The 24,641-nt window shown below is 32.1% G+C and carries 15 protein-coding genes; 11 read left to right on the forward strand and 4 right to left on the reverse strand.

All coding sequences use genetic code 11. The annotated features are described in order from the left end of the window. Positions 1 to 25: 25 nt before the first annotated feature. The 4 genes from AC15TD_RS09900 to AC15TD_RS09915 are packed head-to-tail and all read left to right on the forward strand — an operon-like array spanning position 26 to position 3,637. Positions 26 to 586 (forward strand): L-threonylcarbamoyladenylate synthase, encoded by a 561-nt coding sequence (locus AC15TD_RS09900; RefSeq protein WP_484451984.1) that lies wholly within the window; start codon positions 26 to 28, stop codon positions 584 to 586. Positions 587 to 603: 17 nt separating this feature from the next. Then, entirely contained in the window at positions 604 to 2,025 is a 1,422-nt protein-coding gene (locus tag AC15TD_RS09905) for a CCA tRNA nucleotidyltransferase (RefSeq protein WP_484451985.1), read from the forward strand. A 46-nt stretch (positions 2,026 to 2,071) separates the two neighbouring features. Next, positions 2,072 to 3,088 carry a COX15/CtaA family protein gene (locus tag AC15TD_RS09910; RefSeq protein ID WP_484451986.1) on the forward strand — a complete coding sequence of 339 codons (1,017 nt, stop codon included), beginning with the start codon at positions 2,072 to 2,074 and terminating at the stop codon, positions 3,086 to 3,088. A gap of 36 nt (positions 3,089 to 3,124) precedes the next feature. Beyond that, positions 3,125 to 3,637 (forward strand): IS1096 element passenger TnpR family protein, encoded by a 513-nt coding sequence (locus AC15TD_RS09915; protein ID WP_484451987.1) that lies wholly within the window; start codon positions 3,125 to 3,127, stop codon positions 3,635 to 3,637. 2 nt (positions 3,638 to 3,639) lie between these two features. Here AC15TD_RS09915 and AC15TD_RS09920 read toward each other — a convergent pair whose 3' ends face one another. Continuing rightward, positions 3,640 to 4,701: a hypothetical protein gene (locus tag AC15TD_RS09920; RefSeq protein WP_484451988.1), complete on the reverse strand. Its 1,062-nt coding sequence runs from the start codon at positions 4,699 to 4,701 to the stop codon at positions 3,640 to 3,642. A 119-nt stretch (positions 4,702 to 4,820) separates the two neighbouring features. Between AC15TD_RS09920 and AC15TD_RS09925 the strand changes: the two genes are divergently transcribed. The 6 genes from AC15TD_RS09925 to uvrB all read left to right on the forward strand — a co-directional run bounded on the left by AC15TD_RS09925 (position 4,821) and on the right by uvrB (position 21,717). Next, complete coding sequence (locus AC15TD_RS09925) at positions 4,821 to 5,717, forward strand: ABC transporter ATP-binding protein (RefSeq protein WP_484451989.1); 897 nt, start codon at positions 4,821 to 4,823, stop codon at positions 5,715 to 5,717. 4 nt (positions 5,718 to 5,721) lie between these two features. Then, entirely contained in the window at positions 5,722 to 6,552 is an 831-nt protein-coding gene (locus AC15TD_RS09930; protein WP_484451990.1) for an ABC transporter permease, read from the forward strand. 29 nt (positions 6,553 to 6,581) lie between these two features. Next, a complete protein-coding gene (locus tag AC15TD_RS09935; protein WP_484451991.1) occupies positions 6,582 to 9,347 on the forward strand; it encodes a T9SS type B sorting domain-containing protein in 2,766 nt (921 codons plus the stop codon). A 127-nt stretch (positions 9,348 to 9,474) separates the two neighbouring features. Then, positions 9,475 to 14,337, forward strand: a complete 4,863-nt coding sequence (locus AC15TD_RS09940; RefSeq protein ID WP_484451992.1) for a T9SS type B sorting domain-containing protein — start codon at positions 9,475 to 9,477, stop codon at positions 14,335 to 14,337. A gap of 186 nt (positions 14,338 to 14,523) precedes the next feature. Continuing rightward, the gene (locus AC15TD_RS09945; protein WP_484451993.1) at positions 14,524 to 19,686 is read left to right on the forward strand and encodes a T9SS type B sorting domain-containing protein; all 5,163 of its coding nucleotides are present in this window, start codon (positions 14,524 to 14,526) and stop codon (positions 19,684 to 19,686) included. Between the two features lie 27 nt (positions 19,687 to 19,713). Further along, the gene (gene uvrB, locus AC15TD_RS09950) at positions 19,714 to 21,717 is read left to right on the forward strand and encodes an excinuclease ABC subunit UvrB (RefSeq protein WP_484451994.1); all 2,004 of its coding nucleotides are present in this window, start codon (positions 19,714 to 19,716) and stop codon (positions 21,715 to 21,717) included. Positions 21,718 to 21,786: 69 nt separating this feature from the next. Here uvrB and AC15TD_RS09955 read toward each other — a convergent pair whose 3' ends face one another. Further along, on the reverse strand, positions 21,787 to 22,194 hold the full coding sequence (locus AC15TD_RS09955) for a TerB family tellurite resistance protein (RefSeq protein ID WP_484451995.1): 408 nt from the start codon (positions 22,192 to 22,194) through the stop codon (positions 21,787 to 21,789). Positions 22,195 to 22,553: 359 nt separating this feature from the next. Here AC15TD_RS09955 and AC15TD_RS09960 point away from each other — a divergent pair, with 359 nt between their 5' ends. Beyond that, positions 22,554 to 22,805, forward strand: a complete 252-nt coding sequence (locus AC15TD_RS09960; RefSeq protein WP_484451996.1) for a DUF1456 family protein — start codon at positions 22,554 to 22,556, stop codon at positions 22,803 to 22,805. 32 nt (positions 22,806 to 22,837) lie between these two features. Here AC15TD_RS09960 and AC15TD_RS09965 read toward each other — a convergent pair whose 3' ends face one another. Continuing rightward, the gene (locus AC15TD_RS09965) at positions 22,838 to 23,167 is read right to left on the reverse strand and encodes a hypothetical protein (RefSeq protein ID WP_484451997.1); all 330 of its coding nucleotides are present in this window, start codon (positions 23,165 to 23,167) and stop codon (positions 22,838 to 22,840) included. A gap of 195 nt (positions 23,168 to 23,362) precedes the next feature. Continuing rightward, positions 23,363 to 24,553: an ADP-forming succinate--CoA ligase subunit beta gene (gene sucC / locus AC15TD_RS09970; RefSeq protein ID WP_484451998.1), complete on the reverse strand. Its 1,191-nt coding sequence runs from the start codon at positions 24,551 to 24,553 to the stop codon at positions 23,363 to 23,365. Positions 24,554 to 24,641 lie beyond the last annotated feature (88 nt).

The raw sequence follows: 24,641 nt of genomic DNA on the forward strand, positions 1-24,641 counted from the left end.
ACGCTTGCAAATATATGATAGAAAAATGAACGAAGAAATAAACAAAGCCCTAAAAACCCTTAAAGAAGGTGGGCTTATTCTTTACCCTACTGATACTATTTGGGGAATTGGTTGTGATGCAACAAATAGTAAGGCTGTAGAAACTGTTTATAAATTAAAGCAACGTCATGACAGCAAGACTCTAATATGTCTAGTGGCTGATGATAGAATGTTAAAAAATTATGTTAAAAAAATACCAGAAGTTGCTTATAATCTTTTAGATGTTTCAGACAATCCTATTACCATTATTTATGAAGACGCACAGAATTTAGCTAAGAACCTAGTAGCTAAAGATAATACCATTGCTATAAGAATTCCTAATGATGATTTTTGTTTTCAATTATTGAGACGATTTAACAGAGCCATCGTTTCAACTTCAGCTAATATAAGTGGCATGCCAACACCAAAATCGTTTAAAGAAATATCTCAAGAGGTTTTAAAAGGTGTAGACTATGTCGTAAATTTGCATCAAGAAAAAAATTGCAATAAACCATCTTCAATTATTAAATTGAATAACAATGGTATTGTTAATATAATTCGAGAATAAAGGCACGAATTTAATTGATGAATTACAAAGAAGCATTACAGAACCCAATTTTTAAAATAATTTCCAAATCTGCTAAACAGTTAAATTTAGACAGTTATGTTATTGGCGGATTTGTACGTGATTTTATTCTTAAGCGCGGAATAACTAAAGATATTGATATCGTTGCTGTTGGTAGTGGTATTGAGCTAGCCCAAATGGTCGCAAATAACCTACCTAATAAACCCAAAGTTCAAGTATTTAAAACCTATGGTACCGCTATGCTTAATTATGATGGTATTGATATTGAATTTGTTGGTGCCAGAAAGGAATCATATAATGAATACAGTAGAAACCCTGTTGTTGAAAATGGAACTCTTGAAGATGATCAAAACAGGCGAGATTTTACTATTAATGCTTTAGCTTTAAATTTATCAGAAGAAAATTATGGGGATTTACTGGATCCTTTTAATGGAGCTGAAGACTTGAAAAACAAAATTATACGTACGCCTTTAGCCCCTGATATAACGTATAGCGATGATCCATTACGTATGATGCGAGCTATTCGCTTTTCATCTCAATTACATTTTAAAATTGAAGAAACTTCTTTAAAAGCTATTTCGAAAAACAGTCATCGAATTAAAATAATTACCAGCGAACGTATTGTTGTCGAACTCAATAAAATTCTTGAAAGCAAAAAACCTTCTTTTGGCTTTAAACTGCTTGAAGAAACAGGTTTATTAGACTATATTTTACCAGAGTTAACGGCTTTAAAAGGCATTGATGAAATTGAAGGGCAACGCCATAAAGACAATTTTTATCATACCCTTGAAGTCGTTGATAATATTTCTGAAAAAACAGATAATCTATGGTTGCGTTGGGCGGCATTATTGCATGATATAGGTAAAGCACCTACTAAAAAATTTAGCAAAAAAGTTGGTTGGACTTTTCATGGACATGAGTTTGAAGGTTCAAAAATGGTATACCACCTATTTAAACGTCTAAAAATGCCATTAAATGATAAAATGAAATTTGTTCAAAAAATGGTGTTTATGAGTTCTAGACCCATTGTTTTAGCTAATAATGAAGTGACTGATTCTGCTGTAAGACGATTAGTTTTTGATGCCGGAGAATATGTAGACGATCTAATGACGCTTTGTGAAGCAGATATAACTACAAAGAATCCTAAAAAATTTAATAAATATCATAATAATTTCAAAACTGTTAGAGAAAAAATTATTGAAGTTGAAGAGCGTGATCATGTAAGGAATTTTCAACCGCCAATATCTGGAGAAGAAATTATGGAAGCTTTTAATTTAAGACCTTCAAAGGAAATTGGAATTATTAAAGAAGCTATAAAAGAAGCTATACTAGAAGGAGAAATTCCCAATGAATTTGATGCTGCTTATAAATTAATGTTAAAAGAAGGTGAAAAATTAGGACTTAAAAAGCTATTACTTTAAAGTAACAATATATACTAAAAAATAAATACATGTATTCGTGGCTAATATGAAAAGAGATAACAAAAAAGTAATTTATTGGTTATTAACGGGATGTTTACTAATATTCATCATGGTTGTTGTTGGTGGCATTACTAGGTTAACCCATTCAGGTTTATCAATTTCAAATTATAAATTAATATCTGGCGTCATCCCCCCGATGAATGATATTGAATGGCAACACGCTTTTGATTTATACAAACAATATCCTGAATACCAGAAGCTCAATAATCATTTTGAATTAGAAGATTTCAAAGATATTTACTTTTGGGAATGGTTACACCGTGTTATAGGCAGGTTTATAGGGGTAGTATTTCTTATACCGTTTTTATATTTTTTATTCACCAAACAACTTACTAAGGCAACAATAAGAAAGTCAGTTGTATTACTTGGACTAGGCGCATTTCAAGGTTTTATGGGTTGGTATATGGTTAAAAGTGGTTTAGTTGATAACCCAGATGTAAGTCATTACCGCTTAGCAGCACATTTAACCACAGCATTTGTAACATTTGCTTATACGTTTTGGATCGCTTTAGATTTAATGTTTCCAAATAGAAAAGTAATTAATATTGATTTCAGAAATTTTATAAGATATGCCTTAGCTATTTTACTAATTCAAATTATTTATGGCGCATTTGTAGCAGGTTTAGATGCTGGTTTTATTCATAACCATTGGCCTATGATGAGTGAAGGTAAGTTTATGCATGAAACTGTTTTTATTGAAAAGCAACCTTGGTATAAAAACTTTTTAGAAGGTAAAAGTGGTGTTCAATTTGCACATAGAATGTTAGCTTATGTTGTGGCTATTGTTGTTTTTGCTATCTGGATAAAATCTAGAAAATTAGATTTATCAAATATGCAATCTAAAGGTATTACAGCATTACTACTTATGTTAGGAGTTCAATTTTTACTCGGTGTATATACCATATTATTACAAGTTCCTGTTTGGCTTGGCGTAGCTCATCAAGTGGGTGCCTTTATATTGTTAAGCGCTATGATATTTACCTTACATCGTTTTAGTAAATAACTCAAAACCTTTACATTTGCAACTTAATTAAACAATATGATTTACAGATTTAGAGTAATACTAGATAATGATACAGATGAGGATGTTTTTCGTGATTTAGAAATTCGTGAAACTGATACTTTAGAGGATTTACATAATGCTATTACGCAATCTTTTGGCTTCGATGGAACCGAAATGGCTTCTTTTTATGTGAGTGATGAGCAGTGGAATCAAGGTGAAGAAATTTCTTTATTTGATTTAAGTGAAGATACTTCTGCAAAGTTGATGAACGAAACCGAAATTAAAAGTATTGTTTTTGAAATGCAACCCAAGTTAATTTATGTCTATGATTTCTTTAATTTATGGACGTTTTATGTTGAATTAGCTGAAATTGTTGATGAGATTGAAGGTTTTACTTATCCAAACCTCATGTTTTCAAAAGGACAAATACCAGATTCCGCTCCAGAGAAAGTGTTTGAATCTGAAGACGTTGATGACTTTGATGAGTTTGACGATGATTTGGATATTGATGATTATGACCATTTAGATTTTGAGGAAAACTGGAATTAAGCTTACTTTAAATAATTAGTATTTATGTTTTCATAATTTCGTTTTACAAAATCTAAAGCACTATATAAAATTTCCCCCATATTTTTACTTCGTTTAAAGTTTAAATCGTGTGTATAATCATAGAGTTGTGATTTTAGCAAATCAATATTGGTTTTTTTAGAAATATTGTCAGACATCATGCATTCCAACATGAATTTCATTCTATTATTGTAACTAATTAAACGTTTCGCTATGGCCGATCGTTCCTCTAAAACATACTGATCTAAAGATTCCTTCTGAATAATTTTTGCTACTAAATCAACCATATCAAAATTCTCTTTAAAAAATTGCGGCCTATAAATATTCAGTTTTCCTTCATAAGATTGCTGATCAAAATCAATAGCTCTAATTTTATAAACGACTTGGTCAAAATCATGAATAGGAATAATAACATAATTGTATGAACGCATATCCCCCAATAACCTTATCATACAACGTTCATTAAATTTTATAAACTCTTTGGCTATTTGCGCTTTTTCAGATTTAGTTCTTTCTGGCAGCATATCCTTAATAAATTCATCTCCCGGAATCCCAGAAATATGCTCTTCAATCAATGTATCCTTATAAACCAGAAAGTGAATGTTTGAAGGAGAAAGCATATGTTCCAATTCTAACCCATAAATTCTTGAAGCATCAGCTTTTTTAATATAGAAATACGTAAAGTTATCATTCAAAATATTTCTAACCTTAATTCTAAAAGGTTTAGAATTACCAAACGTGCAATAATCAATGGCATCTACATTTAAAAAAGGATTTGTTTTCTCGCTACCATCTGAATGTAAAATTGTATATATTTTTTTAAGACTTAAATCTATTTCTTCACGTTCAAAATCATTATAATATACCCGGATCCAAAGCGTATCCTTATCATTTTTATCATAAACCGTTACAGAACCTTGAAACCTGAGTAAATCGTCATAAAAAACAGGTAACTTTACATTTCTATTGTATTTGGAAAGATATTTATGTAAATCATCACTTACCTGGTAAGAAGGTTTCTTTTTTGATATTTTTAAATCTTCCATTATATACTATTAAAAATTAAAACTTATTTTAGACCTATTTGTAACAAATTTAAACAACTGTCGTCATATTTTTAACTAACCTGTTGATTTTATCTGTCAACACCAAAAAATAAAATATCTTGGAGCCAATCCTAACAATTAACAATCTAACAAAAAAATTTGGTTATTTAACAGCTGTTAAAGATCTATCTTTTACAATTAACAAAGGAAATGTTTATGGCATTTTAGGACCGAATGGAAGTGGTAAATCTACCACATTAGGTGTCGTACTAAATGTTGTAAATAAAACATCGGGGGATTTTCATTGGTTTGATGGTAATACCTCTACACATAATGCCTTAAAAAAAGTAGGCGCCATTATAGAGCGTCCTAATTTTTATCCATATATGACTGCCTATCAAAATTTAAAATTGGTATGCAAAATAAAAGAGGTTGATTCGAATAAAATAGACGAAAAGCTTGAACTTGTCGATTTATTAGACCGAAAAGATAGCAAATTTAGTACCTTTTCATTAGGTATGAAACAACGATTAGCGATTGCTTCTGCGCTTTTAAACGATCCGGAAATTTTAATTTTAGATGAACCAACTAATGGTTTAGACCCAAAGGGAATTCATCAAATTAGAGAAATAATCAAAGAGATTGCATCTAGAGGAACCACTATTTTATTAGCCTCTCATTTACTCGATGAGGTAGAAAAAGTATGTACACATGTTGTCGTATTAAGAAAAGGCGAAAAGCTATATTCAGGAAGAGTTGATGAAATGATTTCTAGTTTTGGCTTCTTTGAACTGAAATGTGATAATCAAGAAGAGTTAGTTAAATTTTTAGAAGATTATGAATTAATCGAAAAAGTAAAAATAGTAGGTGATTTAGTAACAGCATTTTTAAATGAGCCCATTGAATCTGGAGCTTTTAATAAATTGCTCTTCGAAAATGGATTCGTATTATCATATTTAGTGCAACGAAAAGAAAGTCTAGAAGAACAATTCTTAACACTAACCAACAACCAATAAAAGCATGTACAGATTATTAAATATTGAGTTTCAAAAACTAATGCATAGTAGAGCAAGTAAGATATTAATTATTGCTTATTTCGTTTTACTTACATCTATAGCACTTATTGCTGCTATTAAGTTTGATATTGGTCCTGTAAAATTTCATTTGGCAGAAATGGGTATTTTTAATTTCCCATATATATGGCATTTTAACAGCTATTTTGCAGCTATTTTTAAATTATTCTTAGCCATTGTTATTGTATCTATGATGGCGAATGAGTATAGCAATAAAACCTTAAAGCAAAATCTAATAGATGGATTAAGTAAAAAAGAATTTATTCTATCTAAATTCTACACCGTTATCGTTTTATCCATAGTTTCAACCTTATTTATATTTATTGTGTCATTCATATTAGGACTCATTTTTTCAAATTATACAGAGCTAAGCATTATTTTCTCAGATTTAGAATTTCTATTAGCCTTTTTTATTAAACTCGTAGGCTTCTTTTCTTTTTGTTTATTTTTAGGTGTTTTGGTTAAACGATCCGCTTTTGCTCTAGGCTTTTTATTTGTATGGCAATTTATTGAAGGTATTGTATTTGGGTTGTTACGTTGGAAAACAGATCCGGATACAGCAACAAACATCTTGGCATTCTTTCCTTTAAATGCCATGTCAAACTTAATAAAACAACCTTTTTCAAGGTTAAGTGCTGTTCAAACTATGGCAAACCAAGTTGGTGAAAAATTCGATTTTGACTATGCTGTCCACTGGTATGAAATTGTTATTGTTTTGGGTTGGACTGCTATATTCATCTTTTTATCGTACAGATTGTTAAAAATGCGTGATTTATAATATATTTGTTCGCAACTGCTATCAAAAAGATGAAAATTAAATTATTTTATATTGCTGTACTATGTTACTCTATTGTATTATGTCAAGAACAAGCATCTAATTGGTATTTTGGTGAAAACTCCGGAATTAATTTTAATAGCGCCGATGGTACAGTTAGTTTTTTAAGTGATAGTTCTATACAAACAAAAGAGGGTAATGCTACAATTTCAGATGAAGACGGAAATTTACTTTTCTACACTGACGGTATAACGGTTTATAATAAAAACCATTTTGTAATGGCCAATGGTTCGGGATTACTTGGAGATTCATCCAGTTCTCAATCTGCTATTATAGTACCCATGCCAGAAAACCCATCTCTTTATTACATTTTTACAGTTGGATCTAATCAAAACGCCAACGGATTAAAATACTCTATTGTAGATATGAGTATGAACAGTGGAAACGGGGCAGTCACATCATCAAAAAACATCAATCTTTTAAGCTATTGTTCAGAAAAAATATCAGCTGTTGTAAAAGATTGCTCCTCTGGATCTATATGGATTATAGCCTTTTCTAATCAAAATGGTATTTCTCCTGTAAATCCACCTGAAATTCATAATACGTTTCATGCTTTTGAATTAACGCCTTTAGGTCTTAATAATATTTCTGTTAAATCAACATTTAATATTAACATCGTAGATGTTAGAGGATATTTAAAGTTGTCACCTGATGGCACTAAATTAGCCTGTGCAAATGTCCAAGACGGCTTATTTATATGTGATTTTGACACCTTAACAGGTCAAGCAAGTAATTTAAATGTACTCCAAATATATAATCCAAACAATAAACCATATGGTATAGAATTTTCTCCTAATGGTGAATTTTTATATGCAACCTCTTCAAATGATAATTTCGGAGATGATCAATCCAACCCAAATAGTCACAATTCCGTTTTATTACAATATGATTTAACTAATTCTAACATTAGTGGAAGCCAGGTTATTTTAGATGAAAGACAGCTATTTAGAGGTGCATTGCAACTAGGTCCAGACGGAAAAATATATCGAGCACTAAGTGCTACTTATGAAGTTGGATCTAACTATTTAGGCGTTATTGATAATCCCAACACTAAAGGAGTTGGAGCTAATTATATTCATAATGCGGTTTTTTTAGGTGATGGTGTCTCAACCCAAGGGCTCCCTCCTTTTGTTCAGTCTATTTTCACTGAAAAAATGGATATTATTAGAAATGGATATTCTAGTACTTCTTTAACACTTTGCCAAGGAGAATCCTATACTCTTGTTGCAGATGTTATACCCAATGCCGTTTACACTTGGACTTTGAACGGAAAATACATTAATAACACAACTAATACCCTAAATGTTACAGAATCAGGTAATTATGAAGTCGATATAGAAGATGACCCTACTGATTGTAATACAACAAAAGGACAAGCTAACATTAAATTTGTGACTTTTCCTCAAGTAGATAATGCAGCTCTTACACAATGTGAGGATGACGTAATTGATGGAAGGACAACTTTTAATTTAAATGACGTTACTGATGACATATTAGTAAGACCTGGGGATATAACAGTAACTTACTTTTTAACTTTGCAAGACGCAGTTAATAATGAAAACAAATTAAATCCGAGTGATTTCACTAATACTTCAAACCCTCAAACAATTTATGCCTCAGCTATTAATAATGGTTTATTAACTGGAAACCTCCCTGATGGCAGCAGTTCTAATCCCACTTCTACCGCATGCAATAGCTATGCAGAGGTTACTTTAGAAGTTGTTAATACTAGTTTAGGAAACTTATATTACAGTGTTTGCGATGACATTGAATCACAAGATGGTATTAGTGCTTTTGATTTTAACCAAATAGCATCAGAAGTTCAATTACAAAACTCCATCTCATATCCAATTAGTTTTTATAAGTCTAGAAGAGAAGCTTTGCTAAGACAGAATCAAATTAGTTCGCCTTATGAGAATGAAGTAGCGTATACTCAAACTATTTATGCGCTTGCAGAGGATGGTAACAATTGTGGTGGTATAGGAGAGATCCATTTAAATGTAAATGCACTACCTAATTTAATTACACAGGAAACTGTAATCTATTGTTTAAACACTTTTCCAGCAACTATTTCTATTGATGCTGGTTTAATTGATGACTCTCCTTCAAACTATTCATACAATTGGTCAACAGGCGAAATTACGTATAGTATTGATATTAATCAACCTGGCACATATAGTGTAGACGTAATTAATTCCAATAATTGTTCAAAAACTAGAACTATTATGGTAGAATCATCCAATATTGCCTCTATTGAATCAATTGATATTATAGATCCATCTATTAATAATGTTATTACTGTTTTAGTTACAGGTGAAGGGCAATATGAATATGCCCTTTATGATGAAAAAAATATTTTAATTAGAGAATATCAATTAAATAATATTTTTGAAAATGTAGGACCTGGTTTTTATACTTTGAATATTCGGGATTTTAAAAATGATTGTGGTATCGTGAATGAAGCAATATCTGTAATTGGCTTTCCAAAATACTTTACACCTAATAATGATGGCGATAATGATACTTGGCAGGTTTATGGAATTTCAGGATCTTTCCAAGCCACTTCAAAAATATATATTTATGACCGCTACGGTAAATTACTAAAACAACTCAATCCCTCGGAAAAAGGATGGGATGGTACTTTAAATGGTAAAAAACTTCCAACAGATGACTATTGGTTTCATGTAACACTTCAAGATGGCCGAGTTTTTAAAAGTCATTTTACTCTTAAATATTGAAGGAACATTCACCTAAAAACCAACAAACATGCATTTCAATGATTTATTTTGTGTTTCATACAAATATTAGCTATTTTTCAATTTGAAATAATCATAAAACACCATGCTGCTTTACCCAATTAGCAAAGTGAAAAGACACCTACATAATTATGCTTTTTTGGCACTATTCTTTTATGGTTGCAGTTTTATGTTCTCTCAACAAATAACGATTGATGATTCTGTTCCTTTAAATCAATTAATATTAAATAATCTTATTGAGGGCTGTGTTGAAATTTCAAATATAGAGTCTAATGTAAATGGTGCTCCTTATGGCTTCTCTAGTTTTGCTTATTTTAATCGAGGTAATTCAGGATTTCCATTTCAAGATGGTGTCATGCTTTCAACAGGAAATGCTACTTCTGGCGGAAATTCTGAAACAACACCAACATTAAGTGAGGGTTCATCCATTTGGGGTACAGATGCAGATTTAGAAACTGCTTTAGGAATTAGTAATACACTTAATGCTACATCTATTGAATTTGATTTAATTTCAAGTTCAACTCAAGTTCAGTTTAATTATTTATTAGCTTCTGAAGAGTACTCAGGTACTTTTCCGTGTAAGTATTCAGATGGTTTTGCTTTTCTTATTAAGCAAACAGGAAGTCCATTACCATATCAAAATGTAGCACTTATTCCATCCACAAATATTCCAGTAAATGTTAGCACCATTCATGAAGAGATTGTTACTCAAGTAGGCGTTGCATGCGCTAGTCAAAATGAACAGTATTTTGATGGCTATAACATAGGTGACACTAATTATAATGGAAGAACGTTGCCTTTAACAGCTTCTACAACTATTATACCCTATGTTCAATATCATATTAAACTTATTATAGCAGATCAATCTGACTTAACGTATGATTCTGCGGTATTTATTCAGGCCATTAGCTTTGATAACCTAGATTTAGGTGAAGATATTGTGACTTGTTTAAATTCTGAAACGTTAGATGCTGATATTCAAAACCCTCAAGCCTCTTACGAATGGTTTTTAAACGGTAGTTCAATTCCTGGCGAAACAAATTCAACGATAAATGCAACGCAAAGTGGTACATATAAAGTTGAAATTTCGGTACCTCTTCCAAGTAGTAACTGTTTAATGGAAGATGAGATTCAGGTTACTTTAAATTCTGAACCTGTCGTAAATCCAATTCCCAATTATGAACTCTGTGATGACTTAAGTGGAGATAGTATAGAGGAGTTTAATCTTCAAACAAGAATTTCAGAAATCAATAGTGTTCTTCCAACGGGAAATTATAATATATTATTTTTTCCTACAGAAGTTGATGCGAGAACAAATACTAATGAAATAATAGCGCCAATTGCAAATAGTACTAACCCCGAGACTGTATATATTTCCATAGAAAATTTAGATACGGGATGCTATTCTTATGCTCCTTTTAACTTAATTGTTAATCCTTTACCAACTATTACAACTCCATCAAACTTTAAAGTTTGTGATAATGATGCCACACCTAATGGTATTACAGATATAAATCTCACAGAAATGGACGATTTAATTACTTCGGGGCAAACTAATCTATTGGTGAGTTATCATTTTACGCCAACTGATGCAGATTCTGGTGACAACCCAATCATATCACCCTATGTAAATAATAGTTCTCCAAACTTTCAATCATTTTATGTTAGAGTTATTAATTCTCAAACTGGTTGTGTTAGTAAAACAACGTTAAATGTAGATATTATAAACAGTCCAATTGTAAATACAGATACCCAGTTTATTGATGCTTGCGATACTGATCATGATAGTTTTGCAAGTTTTGATTTAACCGAAGTTATACCTAATATTTTACATGGTCTAACAGGCGTTACGCCGAGTTTTCATGAAACTTATGAAGATGCAGAGTCTGGCACTAATCCTATTCCAGATCCAACAAATTTTTTAAATTCCTATCCAGACGTACAAACTGTGTTTATAAGAGTTGAAGATGATGCAACTGGCTGCCCGACGATAGTGCCTATTGAAGTTCATACGAATCTATTGTTAACAGGAACAAATATTGAAGATTTTGCATTATGTGACGATGCTTCTAATGATGGTATCGCTGATTTTTTCCTTACCACAATTTCAAACTATATTGCTAATGAACTACCTAATATAGAAGTTACTTACTATGAAGACGAAAATGATTTAATTAATGGTAATACTGCAAATGCGCTAGATACTAACTTGCCTTATACAGCAACGAGCCCACAAACCTTATTCATTAAAATTGAAGACACTGTTAGTGGTTGTTCTGAACAGGGTGAGATAAAATTATTAGTAAATCCTATTTTATTGTTTGATCAAGTAGCACCACAAGAATATTGTGATGATGACGATGACGGAACGGTAAACGTAGATTTACATTCATTAGATGACATAGTAAACAGTGGAAACACCAATTTTGAAGTACATTATTTCCTAACAGAACAAGAGGCTATAGATAACAATGCCAATGACGAAATATCATTTTATTCTGTTACAGGATCTCAAACATTTTATGCTAGAATTGAAAATATTAATTCAAGCTGTCATACAGAAAATCGTGTTGATATCGTTATTATCCCTTCACCAGTTTTATTAACACCCACTGTTGATTTTATAGTTTGTGACAATGATCAAGATGGTATTTCAATTATTAATCTCGAAGACAAAATTCCTGAGATTGTTGTTAATACTTCGGGCTTAAACATTAGTTTCTTTGATAATATCACTGATTTAGAAGCTAATACAAATCATATACCAAATCCAACGACTTATAGTTCTAATACGCAAACTATTTTTGCGAAAATTCAAAATAGCAGTTCTCCTTGTTACAGTATCGCCAATATAAATGTTATAGTCAGCACACAACCAGAGTTTCCAATAATTAGTAATTTCGAAATATGCGAAACTGATAATGATGGAAAAGAACCGTTTTTATTTTTGGATAAGGATGACGAGATTTTAAATGGTCAAGCCGGAAAAGAAGTTTTGTATTTTGAAGATTCTAGTTATACCATTCCTATAGATAAAACTATGGTTTATGAAAATATAACGAGTCCTCAAACCATTTATGTAAGAGTTCAAAACACCATTGACACAAGCTGTTATGGGGACTCCTCATTTACTATTGAAGTATCTCCAATTCCTGTATATAATGAATTATTCACCAATTTTGGCGTTTGTGATGATATTAGTAATGATGAAAAACACATATTTAATTTAAATGATAAAATAACCGAAATATCGCAAGGCTCATCCACGTTAAATGTAACTTTTCATATCAGTCAAAATGATGCTGATAATAATACTGATCCATTACCTTCTCAATATACCAATGCCAATAACCCACAAACCCTTTATGTAAGAATTCAAGAATCTTTGTCTAAATGTTTTACAACTGAAGAATTAATTTTAAATATTTTAGAAGCTCCAGATGTTTCTGAAACAACACCCTTTATTCAATGTGACACTGATTATGATGGTAATACTACTTTTAATTTAACCAATGCAGATTTTCAGCTTTTAGACCGTGACCAAAGTGATTTAGTTATAAACTATTTTGAGAATGAAGATGATATTGAAGATATCTCTAAAGAAATAACAGATTCTGGTAATTATATTAATACTAATAATCCGCAAACTGTATATATAAAAGTCACCAATACGTTAACAGGTTGTTACAGTGTTAGGCATTTAGACCTCATTGTAAACACACCCCCAGAAACTAATTTTATAGGCACAATTCAAATTTGTGACAATATCTCAAAAACGTACGACTTATCTCAAGTAAACACAATGATTGTTGATGACCCTGATGCAGTAATATTGACTTACCATCCAAGTCTAATCGATGCTGAAAACAACTCAAATAGTTTACCAAATATTTTTAACTACACAAGTAATATCCATAACTTCTATGCCAGAGTAGAAAGCCCAAGTACAGGTTGTGTGATTTATCCTAGCTTTAATTTACAAATAAATCCAAATCCTGTACCTATTTCACCTCCAAATTTAGAAGGTTGTGATGACGATTATGATGGTTTTTTAGTATTTGATTTATCACAACAAAAAAATACGATTGTTGGTACTGAAAACCCAACCAATTTTTCAGTATCATATTTTACAAGCATGGAGGATGCTGAAATCAATGAAAATCCTTTAAGTAATTCCCACTCTGCCGTTAACGGGGAAATTGTTTACGCTAGAATGGAAAACAATACTACCGGATGTTTTAATACCACTTCTTTTGATATTATTGTAAATCCATTACCTATTATAAATATTGAAGATATTGTTCCTTTATGTAATAACTTGCCCTTAATAATTGATGCTGATACTGGATATTCCGGAGATACGTATTTATGGTCTACGGGTGAAACTACAAGAGCAATACAACTTCAACCAGAAGACTTAGGAGGTTATTGGATAAGTATTACAACTCCTAATAACTGTGTAGCAACAAAATCTTTTTCTGTTATAGAATCTGAAGAGGCCTCAATAAATTTTACAACAACAGTCGATTTTGCGGATCCAAATAGTATTACAGTCGATGTAAGTGGTATTGGTAATTATGTTTATATTCTGGATAATGAAAATCCTCAAACTTCTAATGTTTTTGAAAATGTTACTTTCGGTCTTCATACCGTTACGATTAGAGATATTAACGGTTGTAACGATGTTTCAAAAGAAGTGGTGGTTATTGATGTACCAAAATTTGTAACACCAAACAATGATGGTTATTTTGACACTTGGCATATTATTGGGATTGAACAACTTCCTGGTACTATTGTCTATATTTATAACCGACATGGGAAACTTCTAAAAACATTACCTTCAAACTCAGTTGGCTGGGACGGAACTTTTCGAGGAGAAAATATGCCTTCAGACGACTATTGGTTTGTTGCTAAAGTAAAAAAAGACGGCGTGGATTTTGACGTGAATGGACATTTTGCATTGAAACGTTAATTTTGATTTTTTTTCTAAAAGGCTATAAATGGATATCAATATTACTTATTAGTAGCTTTTTTATTCTTTTCATCTAAAAAGACTAAACCGTACATCATTTTTTAGTCTAAATATAAATTAATACTATATTTTAGTATAACCTTATGTTTTGAATCAATATATTAATAGCATTTTTCATTATAACAAATGAATTTATCCAAATTTTATAAAGGACTATTCTCAGTAATTATACTTTTTCTAAGTTTTCAAGGTTTCGCTCAACTGAGTAAAACACATTACATTCCTCCATTAACAAGTGCTGAATTTGGTAATGCTAATCCAGAAGAACAATACATCTATATATCGACACCAAGTGCTGCTATTATTAATTACACGATTATTCCAGTAGGTCAACCTATCACAAGTTATTTAAATGGTGTAGTATCAAATACCAATCCTCAAGAAATATTCATAGGCACTGGAAATGGACAACTATTTATTCCCTCTCCTCAAACCAGTACAGTTGTTAACAATAGAGGCTATATTATTGAGGCTGAAGGAACAATATATGTATCTGTGAGAATGAATGCAGGGAATGGTGCCCAGGCAGGTGCTTTGGTTAGTAAAGGTTTAGCTGCATTAGGTACAACTTTTAGAGTTGGCAGCTATACAAATGAAACTCCACAAGACAATTATTTAAATTTTGTTTCAGTAATGGCAACTGAAGATAATACCCAAGTTACATTTAGCGATTTACCAACTGGACTGGTGATAAAAAACTATTCTGGCGCAACACCGATTCTAGTGAGCTTAAATGAAGGAGAAAGCTATACCATAGCTACCAATAGTAATTCCTCTGTAATAAATCGAGATGGATTAATAGGTGCTTTAGTTAATTCAGATAAACCAATTGTAGTAAACTGTGGTTCTGCAAATGGTAGTTTTGGCAACGGCGGAGGTAGAGATTATGGAATTGATCAAATTGTAGGATTATCAAAAGTTGGTACTGAATATATTTTTGTTCGAGGTGATGGAGATAATACTTGGGAAAATGTTTTAATTGTAGCTCATACAGATAATACCACGATTAGCATAAACGGTAACACTCCAATTACAACTATAAATGCAGGAGAATATTACGTTATAGAGGGCAACTTTTATAGCGTAAATGGAAATATGTATATTGAAACTTCGCAACCTGTATTTGCGTATCAAGGTGTTGGTGGTTTAGGGAATAATGGAGCTCCCAATGAAGCAAACCAAGGCATGTTTTTTGTACCTCCTTTAAGTTGTGAAACACGTGGTAATATAGATAATATTGCTAACATTGAAAATATTGGAGGCAGAATCTTTTCAGGAGGCGTCACAATAGTTACAAAAGTTGGCGCAACAGTTACTATAAATAATATACCATTATCTAATTTTACTACAATAGGTCCATATAGCGTTACAGGAAAAACAGATTATATAACTTATAAAATTCTAAGGTTGTCTGGAAACATTTCAGTTCAAAGTTCAGACGAACTATACTGTGCTTATTTTAATTATGACGGTTCCGCTACATCAGGAAGTTTTTATTCAGGATTTCCTAGTCCTCCAGAAATAAATTTTGATGCTATATTTACCACATTAGGTGTATGCATACCAAACGTTACTCTAGAAGTCGCTAATGCTGGTAGTTTTGATAGTTTTGAATGGTTTTTTGACGACGGAACTGGTTTTGTTACAACAGGCAATACTTCTTTGCAATTTACACCTAATCAATCTGGAACATATAAATTAGTTGGCACACTAAACTGCACTGGTACCACATTGGAATCCCTTGAGGTTCCAGTAAGTATTTGTCCTAAAGATATTGATGACGATGGCATCCCAGATAATATAGATATTGATAACGATAATGACGGTATTTTGAATTGTACTGAATCAGGCGGTAATCAAGATATTAACTTATCTAATCCCACTTCAGGAAGTATTCCAGTTGGTGGATACTCATATATAGGATCTATCGACCATATTGGTAGTTCTGCAGCAACACCTTTTATTGGAACAACTAATGGTACTTTTATGAGCGAAATACCAAGTAGAAATAACACTACTGAAGCAAGTGTTACTTACGATTTAGTTTTCAATAATAAATTAAATTTATTATTTGAATACGCAACTTCCACAGCGTTAGGTAACGGTTTACTTACCATCGATGAAGAGTTTATTATTCGGGTACCCAACACAAAAACAATTACCCTTTTAGATCCAGATGACCAGTTATTAGTCGATACTAATTTCGATGGTGTTTATGAAACTGGGGTAACACAAATTTCAGCTTTCGAAATACGTTTTAAACTTAATGGAACATCTTTAGCTTTAGGAACTGGGACGTTTAGTTTTTCTGCAAATGGTGTTGATGCCTTTACATATATTCACAAAAACACATCCGACACTAACAGTAATCAGGCAACTTTCAAACTAACAGCTACTTGTGTCGCAAATGATAATGATTTTGATGGAATTGAAGATGCATTAGATTTAGATAGCGATAATGACGGAATTCCAGACTTTATTGAAAATACAGGAATCCTTCAACCACTTTCTGGGGTTGATGTAGACTCTAATGGTTTGGACGATATGTATGATATAGCTGGAACACCTCTTGATACTGACGGCGACACCGTTCCAGATTTTTATGATTTGGATAGTGATAATGATGGAATTACAGATTTAGAAGAAACTGGACAATTAGGTCTTTTGTCTGACACCGATTTAAATGGAATTGTAGATACCGGAGTTCCATTTGGAATTAATGGCTGGGTAGATACTGCTGAAACTAGTTCTGATAGCAATATGATTGGATATACACTTAATGATTTAGATGGGGATACTATTTTTAGTTATATCGATTCAGATAGTGACGGAGATGGATGCAGCGATGTTATTGAAGCTGGTTTTTCGGATGGCAATAATGATGATTTTTTAGGTGATAGCATGGCTGTAGTTGATTTAACAGCTGATTCTGCTACAGGACAAGGTCTAGTTATTAATGCAAGTGATGGGTACAAATTACCAAATAGCGTCTATTTAATTGACGGAACCATAATAATCACCACCCAACCATTGGATACTGAAGTATGTGATACATCTGATACTGTTATTTCTTTAATTAGTAGTCCAGTAGATATCATCAAATGGGAGCTCAGCACGGATGATGGTAATAATTGGAATCCTATAACAGATGATGCACTTTACAGTGGTTCATCATCCAGTAATTTAAATGTTTTAGCAGTGCCGTTAACATATAACAATTACAAATACAGGGCTTTTTTAAATAGAACGGATAATATCTGTGGAATTTTTTCAAATGAAATAACATTAACGGTTAATTCGTTACCTACAGTTAATAATCCAAGCACCTATTCACAGTGTGATGACGCCTCCAATGATGGGCAAGCATTTTTTAATCTGACCTTAAATAGTATTAAGGAAGAAATCAATTCAAATTTTATAACAGAAGGACTTACTTTCAAGTACTACCAAGATCAAAATGAAGCGCTAACAGATGGCATAGCAATTGCTAACCCCACGAGTTACCAGGATGCATTAGGCTTTACACCCGAAACCGTTTGGATTAGAGTTGAAAACACCAATGGTTGTTTTAGGATTGTGCCCCTTACATTAGAAGTTACACCTTCCAGTGCTCATTTAGATTTATATAACCCAAATTCTATTTACCAATGTGATGACGGCCCTAACGTTAGGGATGGCGTTTCAACGTTTGACTTGACTGCAATACAAAATCATATTACAAATATCATTTTTTCTTCTATTAATGTAACCGTTTATTTTTACGAAACACAATTAGATGCCGAATTGGAAATTAATGAAATCATTAACATAGCTAGCCACGAAAACAGCAATTCTCGCGACTCTCAAAATATTTGGGTGCGTGTAAAAAGTGATTTGGGAAACAATTGCCTTGGCTTGAAAGAGTTTGAAAATTTATTGATTGTTGAGTCCTTACCATATGCAAACCCAGTGACAATACAAAGACAATGTGATTATGACACGTCAGACTCACAACTATCCTATCCTTTTGACACCTCTCAAATAGAAAGTATCTTACTTGGTTCGCAAAACCCAGCCGATGTAACCATCACCTATTATGATGAAAATGGTAATGAACTAAGCCCGTTGCCAAATCCATTTTTAACTACTGGCCAGATTATTACAATTCGCGTGACTAACAATGTTACTTCTGCACCAGATGGTCCCTGCTATGATACAACCACTCTGGAATTTATTGTAGATGTTCAACCCGTTGCAAATCCAGTTTCTCCTCAAATTGCGTGTGATGGTGATGCAGATGATATAGATAACGATGCTCTATATCCTTTTGATACCTCAACCTATAAAAACACGATTCTACAAGGACAAACTGGAATGGAAGTTTATTTTGATTATGTTGACGAATTCGGCAATCTTGTTACGAATAGTCCATCATTACCAAACCCGCTAATATCAGGCTCACAAACTATTCAAGCAGAAGTGATAAATCCTATAAATACATCCTGTTTAGCATCAACTACTATAGAATTAAAAGTGAATCCATTACCAGAATTCGAAATTGACACTCCGCAAATTGTTTGCTCTTCAGACACTACTTTTACAGTTATTTTAGACCCGCTCGAAGATAATCCCTCAGAAGTATTTGATTATGAATGGACATTTCAAGATGGCACACCACTTTCAAAAACTTCAACCTTATCTGTTTCCACACCAGGCACTTATTCTGTTACCTTAACAAAAACAGATGGAACCGGATGCTCCAGAACCAAAGATGTTTTTGTGAATGCTTCAGAATTAGCTACCATTACCAAAAATGATATTAGCATTATAGACATCTCAGATAACAATAGCCTTATCATTACTGATTCTGGTTTAGGTCTAGGTGATTATGAATATGCCTTAGAAGACGCTTCTTCAACATTACAGGATGAAAACTTTTTTAACTATCAAGACGGTTTAGTCTTTAATCGTAAAAAAGGAGGCCTCTATAAACTATATGTTCGGGATAAAAACGGCTGTGGCACAACATTTCTTGAAATATCAATTATTGGATACCCAAAATTCTTCACACCAAATAATGATGGGAACAATGATTTTTGGCAAATTCAAGGAGTCAGTTCTCAGTTTCAACCAAATAGTAACATCTACATATTTGACCGTTATGGTAAACTACTTAAACAATTAATGCCCCAATCGATCGGATGGGATGGGACATTTAAAGGCGCTTTATTGCCAACTGATGATTATTGGTTTAAAGTATATCTCGAAGATGGTAGAGCATTCATGGGTCACTTCACATTAAAAAGATAACCCATATATTTTATGTAATTTTGCAAAATGCAATTTAAAATTGAATCTGACTTTAATCCTACGGGAGACCAGCCTCAAGCAATAAAACAATTGGTTAGTGGTCTAAATTCTAACGAAAAATATCAAACGTTACTTGGTGTAACGGGTTCTGGTAAAACCTTTACGGTTGCAAATGTTATTGAAGAAGTTCAAAAACCGACTTTGATTTTAGCCCATAATAAAACTTTAGCAGCTCAGTTATACTCTGAGTTTAAACAGTTTTTCCCAAATAACGCAGTTGAATATTTTGTGTCTTATTATGATTACTACCAGCCTGAAGCCTACATCCCAGTTTCTGGAGTTTATATAGAAAAAGATTTGTCGATTAACGAAGAAATAGAAAAAATGCGTTTAAGCGCTACATCTTCCCTTCTTTCAGGTCGCAGAGATGTCCTTGTTGTTGCATCTGTTTCATGTATTTATGGTATTGGAAATCCTGTTGAGTTTCAAAAAAATGTGATTTCATTAGAACGCGATCAAGTTATTTCACGAACTAAATTATTACACCGACTCGTTCAAAGTTTATATTCAAGAACTGAAGGCGAGTTCAATCATGGTAATTTCAGAATAAAAGGAGATACGGTCGATATTTTTCCTAGTTATGCCGATGATGCCTTCAGAATACACTTTTTTGGTGATGAGATTGAAGACATGGAATCTTTTAATATTCAAACAAATCAAGTTATTGAAAAATACGACTTGCTTACTATATATCCAGCAAATATGTTTGTAACCTCACCAGATGTGCTACAAGGTGCAATAAAAGAAATTCAAGACGATTTAGTAAAACAATACGATTATTTTAAAGAAATCGGAAAACATCTTGAGGCTAAGCGCTTAAAAGAACGCACCGAATTCGATTTAGAAATGATTCGAGAATTAGGATATTGTTCTGGTATCGAAAACTACTCACGTTATTTGGACAGACGTTTACCAGGGACTCGCCCGTTCTGTTTATTAGATTATTTCCCTGAAGATTTTTTAATGGTTGTTGATGAAAGTCATGTTACGATATCGCAAGTGCATGCGATGTATGGTGGAGACAGAAGCAGAAAAGAAAACTTAGTTGAGTACGGTTTTAGATTACCTGCAGCTATGGATAATCGTCCTTTAAAGTTTGAAGAGTTTGAAGCGCTTCAAAATCAAGTAATATATGTAAGTGCTACGCCAGCAGATTATGAATTGCAAAAAACAGATGGTGTTTATGTAGAACAAGTGATTCGTCCAACCGGTCTATTAGATCCAGTTATTGAAGTAAGACCAAGTCTAAACCAAATAGATGATTTAATTGAAGAAATTCAGCAACGTGTTGAAAAAGACGAGAGGACCTTAGTAACAACGCTTACTAAACGTATGGCTGAGGAACTAACTAAGTATTTAGATAGGATTCAAATTAGGTGCAGATACATACATAGTGATGTTGATACCTTAGAACGTGTAGAAATAATGCAGGATTTAAGAAAAGGTCTATTTGATGTATTGGTTGGTGTCAACCTGTTGCGTGAAGGTTTAGATTTACCCGAAGTTTCTTTAGTCGCTATTTTAGATGCCGATAAGGAAGGATTTTTACGTTCAGCGCGTTCATTAACTCAAACGGTTGGTAGAGCTGCAAGAAATCTGAACGGTAAAGCCATCATGTATGCCGATAAAATTACCAATAGTATGCAAAAAACTATTGATGAGACAAATTACAGACGTGAAAAACAAATTACCTACAATACAAAACATAATTTAGTTCCAAAAGCATTGAATAAAAGTTTAGACAATGCATTATCGAAAAACTCAGTAAGTACTTATAGTTATAAACTTGAAGCTGCAAAAGCTGCAGAACCTGAAAGCGCCTATTTATCTAAACCACAATTAGAAAAGAAAATTAGAGATAAACGAAAACTTATGGAACAAGCAGCAAAAGCTCTAGACTTTATAATAGCAGCACAACTTCGTGACGAAATTAAAAACTACCAACATAAATTAGAAAAGCTAAACGAATAAAACGTTTAGCTTTTCTGTTGATAATCCTATTGGTTATGAGCACTTCTAATTAATCCTAGCAAATAATTCTTAGTTATATTGTGTTTTAAAAATGTCTATCAACACATCTGGTGGCACAATTTTATTTGGAAAACTTTCCATTAAATAAAGTACTTTTGTTATAGACTCATGACTTAAACCCATGCGCAAGCCAAAGTTATAAAGCTTTATAATATTCTTAGCATTACTATCACTTTCTCCATCAATATTCATTAACAACACCAATCTATGAAATTGTACAATGCGCTCACTATGAGACTTTAAATGAATATAGTTAATAGGATTATCTATGAGGTAATCAAAATCTTCACGAGAAATGTCAAGTTGTTTTGCAACACCTAACAAAAAGTTGTATTCTATATTTTTTAGATCTTTATCATATTTTGCAAAAGCAATCATTTCAGATAAAAGACTTAATTTTTCTACTCTATTAATCATTGTAGGGAGAATTAAATAATTACACTATAAAGTTACAACAGTACTCTTCTTTTATAATCGTAGATATTGTGTAACTTATCGAAAACACTGGGTTTGTTCATCGATAATTTTATTTATTTCATCATACTTTTTTATTATCACCATTTAAAACCGTTAGCATATTCAAGAAAATAAAAAATAAAATAAAACATATAAGGTATTGATAATCTTTTATTTAACTAGATTTCTAATAAAGTGTTTTAAATAATAAATCATAACTTTTTTAGTTTCTTAATAAAATTTACAAAAACGCTAGAAAAAGCTCAGTATTCAATTAATTTTGTACTAAATTAGTTTCTCAGTCTAGAAGCATTGCCAATATGACAAATAATGATATTTTAAAGAAATTACGTGTTGCCTTAAAACTAAGAGATGATGACATTGTAAAAATTTTAGAACTTGTTGACTTTAGAATTTCGAAAAGTGAACTTGGAGCTTTCTTTAGAAGTGAAGATCATCCAAAATACATGGAATGCGGTGATCAAATTTTAAGAAATTTCTTGAATGGTTTGGTGATTCATCTTAGAGGACCTATGCCTAAAAAAGATAATAAGAATAAAAAAAGCTCCTAATTACAGGAGCTTTTTTAAAATATTAATAGTGATTAATTCTTAACTAATCGTACAGGGACAATAACTTTTTCTGCATTTAAATTAGATTTTACTTTGTGATAGTTTAATCTTTTTTTGATAAAATTAACTACTTCCAGATTTTTTGAATCTACGGATAATACTACAATTTCGCTATACTTGTTAAGTGTAATGACAGCCACAGCTTCTATTTCTTCTGTAATGCCAAATTTTGGGTTTTCTAATAATTTAGTAATTTCTTTGTTTAAACTAGTAGGGTTTACTGTTTTTGGATTTGTACTTGCAAAAAGTACTGTGCTAAAAGTAAATGCAACTAATAGCGCTAAAGTTTTTAAAGTTCTCATAATTGTTTGATTTTTAATTGATTTATACTTTAGAGACGATAAAAACTATCAATTGTTACATCTACCTACAAAAATTAACAAATGATTAACTATATAGAAAACAATACTTTAAGCTTTATTTTAGCATTTTAAAATGCGTGTATAAAAAAAGTGTTACACAAAATTTATGTAACACTTTTATATATTTAATACTATTTATGCTAATACCATATGCACTTTATCAGCGGCTTCTTGGAATTCCGTAGCACTCATTACATCTAAACCTGAATTATCAATTAACTTTTTAGCAATGTCGGCATTGGTTCCTTGTAATCTCACAATAATAGGCACATTAATATTACCCATGTTTGTATAAGCGTCAATAACACCTTGCGCTACCCGATCACAACGTACAATACCACCAAAAATATTAATAAGGATTGCTTTCACATTAGGGTCTTTTAAAATTATTTTAAAAGCAGCTTCCACACGAGCAGCGTCCGCAGTTCCTCCAACATCTAAGAAGTTTGCGGGTTCTCCACCTGCTTGTTTAATTAAATCCATCGTAGCCATAGCTAAACCAGCGCCGTTAACCATGCAACCGACATTTCCATCAAGATCAACATAGTTTAAACCTAAGGCTCCGGCTTCAACTTCAATTGGATTCTCTTCACGTAAATCTCTTAAATTAACATAATCTTTATGTCGGTAAAGTGAATTATCATCAATTGTCACCTTGGCATCAACAGCCATAATTTTATTATCACTAGTTTTTAAAACTGGATTTATTTCAAAGAGTGAAGAATCTGATTTCACATAAGCAGTATATAGACTTGAAACAAACTTTGTCATTTCCTTAAAGGCATTTCCAGATAATCCTAAATTGAAAGCGATACGTCTTGCCTGAAATGGCATTAAACCGACACTAGGATCTACTTCTTCTGTATAAATTAAATGTGGCGTTTCTTCAGCTACAGTTTCAATATCCATGCCACCTTCAGTAGAATACATTATCATATTTCTTCCGGTAGCCCGATTTAATAATACAGACATATAAAACTCATCAGTTTCACTTTCTCCAGGATAATAAACATCTTCTGCAACTAATACTTGATGAACTTTCTTTCCTTCAGCAGATGTTTGCGGCGTAATTAAATTCATCCCTATAATCTTTCCTGCAACTTCTTCAACTTCATTTAAATTTTTGGCAAGTTTAACACCACCACCTTTACCACGTCCACCAGCATGAACTTGAGCTTTGATGACATACCAACTTGTTCCCGTTTCTGTTGATAATTGTTTAGCCGCTGTTACAGCTTCCTGGGCACTTTGAGCTACAATACCACGTTGAATGCGCACACCAAAACTGCTTAAAATTTCCTTTCCTTGATATTCGTGTAAATTCATAATTTGCTTAATATTTTAAGAATAACAAATGTAAATAATACCTGTTAATTACACTAATGTTTTATTTACTAATAAAGTAGTATTAATT

Source organism: Yeosuana sp. (assembly GCF_057126245.1).

Excerpts from the sequence above, each read along its gene's own strand:
- AC15TD_RS09900 (WP_484451984.1), top strand. The coding sequence starts at position 26 with ATGAACGAAGAAATAAACAAAGCCCTAAAAACCCTTAAAGAAGGTGGG.
- AC15TD_RS09905 (WP_484451985.1), top strand. The coding sequence starts at position 604 with ATGAATTACAAAGAAGCATTACAGAACCCAATTTTTAAAATAATTTCC.
- AC15TD_RS09910 (WP_484451986.1), top strand. The coding sequence starts at position 2,072 with ATGAAAAGAGATAACAAAAAAGTAATTTATTGGTTATTAACGGGATGT.
- AC15TD_RS09915 (WP_484451987.1), top strand. The coding sequence starts at position 3,125 with ATGATTTACAGATTTAGAGTAATACTAGATAATGATACAGATGAGGAT.
- AC15TD_RS09920 (WP_484451988.1), bottom strand. The coding sequence starts at position 4,701 with ATGGAAGATTTAAAAATATCAAAAAAGAAACCTTCTTACCAGGTAAGT.
- AC15TD_RS09930 (WP_484451990.1), top strand. The coding sequence starts at position 5,722 with ATGTACAGATTATTAAATATTGAGTTTCAAAAACTAATGCATAGTAGA.
- AC15TD_RS09935 (WP_484451991.1), top strand. The coding sequence starts at position 6,582 with ATGAAAATTAAATTATTTTATATTGCTGTACTATGTTACTCTATTGTA.
- AC15TD_RS09945 (WP_484451993.1), top strand. The coding sequence starts at position 14,524 with ATGAATTTATCCAAATTTTATAAAGGACTATTCTCAGTAATTATACTT.
- uvrB (WP_484451994.1), top strand. The coding sequence starts at position 19,714 with ATGCAATTTAAAATTGAATCTGACTTTAATCCTACGGGAGACCAGCCT.
- AC15TD_RS09955 (WP_484451995.1), bottom strand. The coding sequence starts at position 22,194 with ATGATTAATAGAGTAGAAAAATTAAGTCTTTTATCTGAAATGATTGCT.
- AC15TD_RS09960 (WP_484451996.1), top strand. The coding sequence starts at position 22,554 with ATGACAAATAATGATATTTTAAAGAAATTACGTGTTGCCTTAAAACTA.
- AC15TD_RS09965 (WP_484451997.1), bottom strand. The coding sequence starts at position 23,167 with ATGAGAACTTTAAAAACTTTAGCGCTATTAGTTGCATTTACTTTTAGC.
- sucC (WP_484451998.1), bottom strand. The coding sequence starts at position 24,553 with ATGAATTTACACGAATATCAAGGAAAGGAAATTTTAAGCAGTTTTGGT.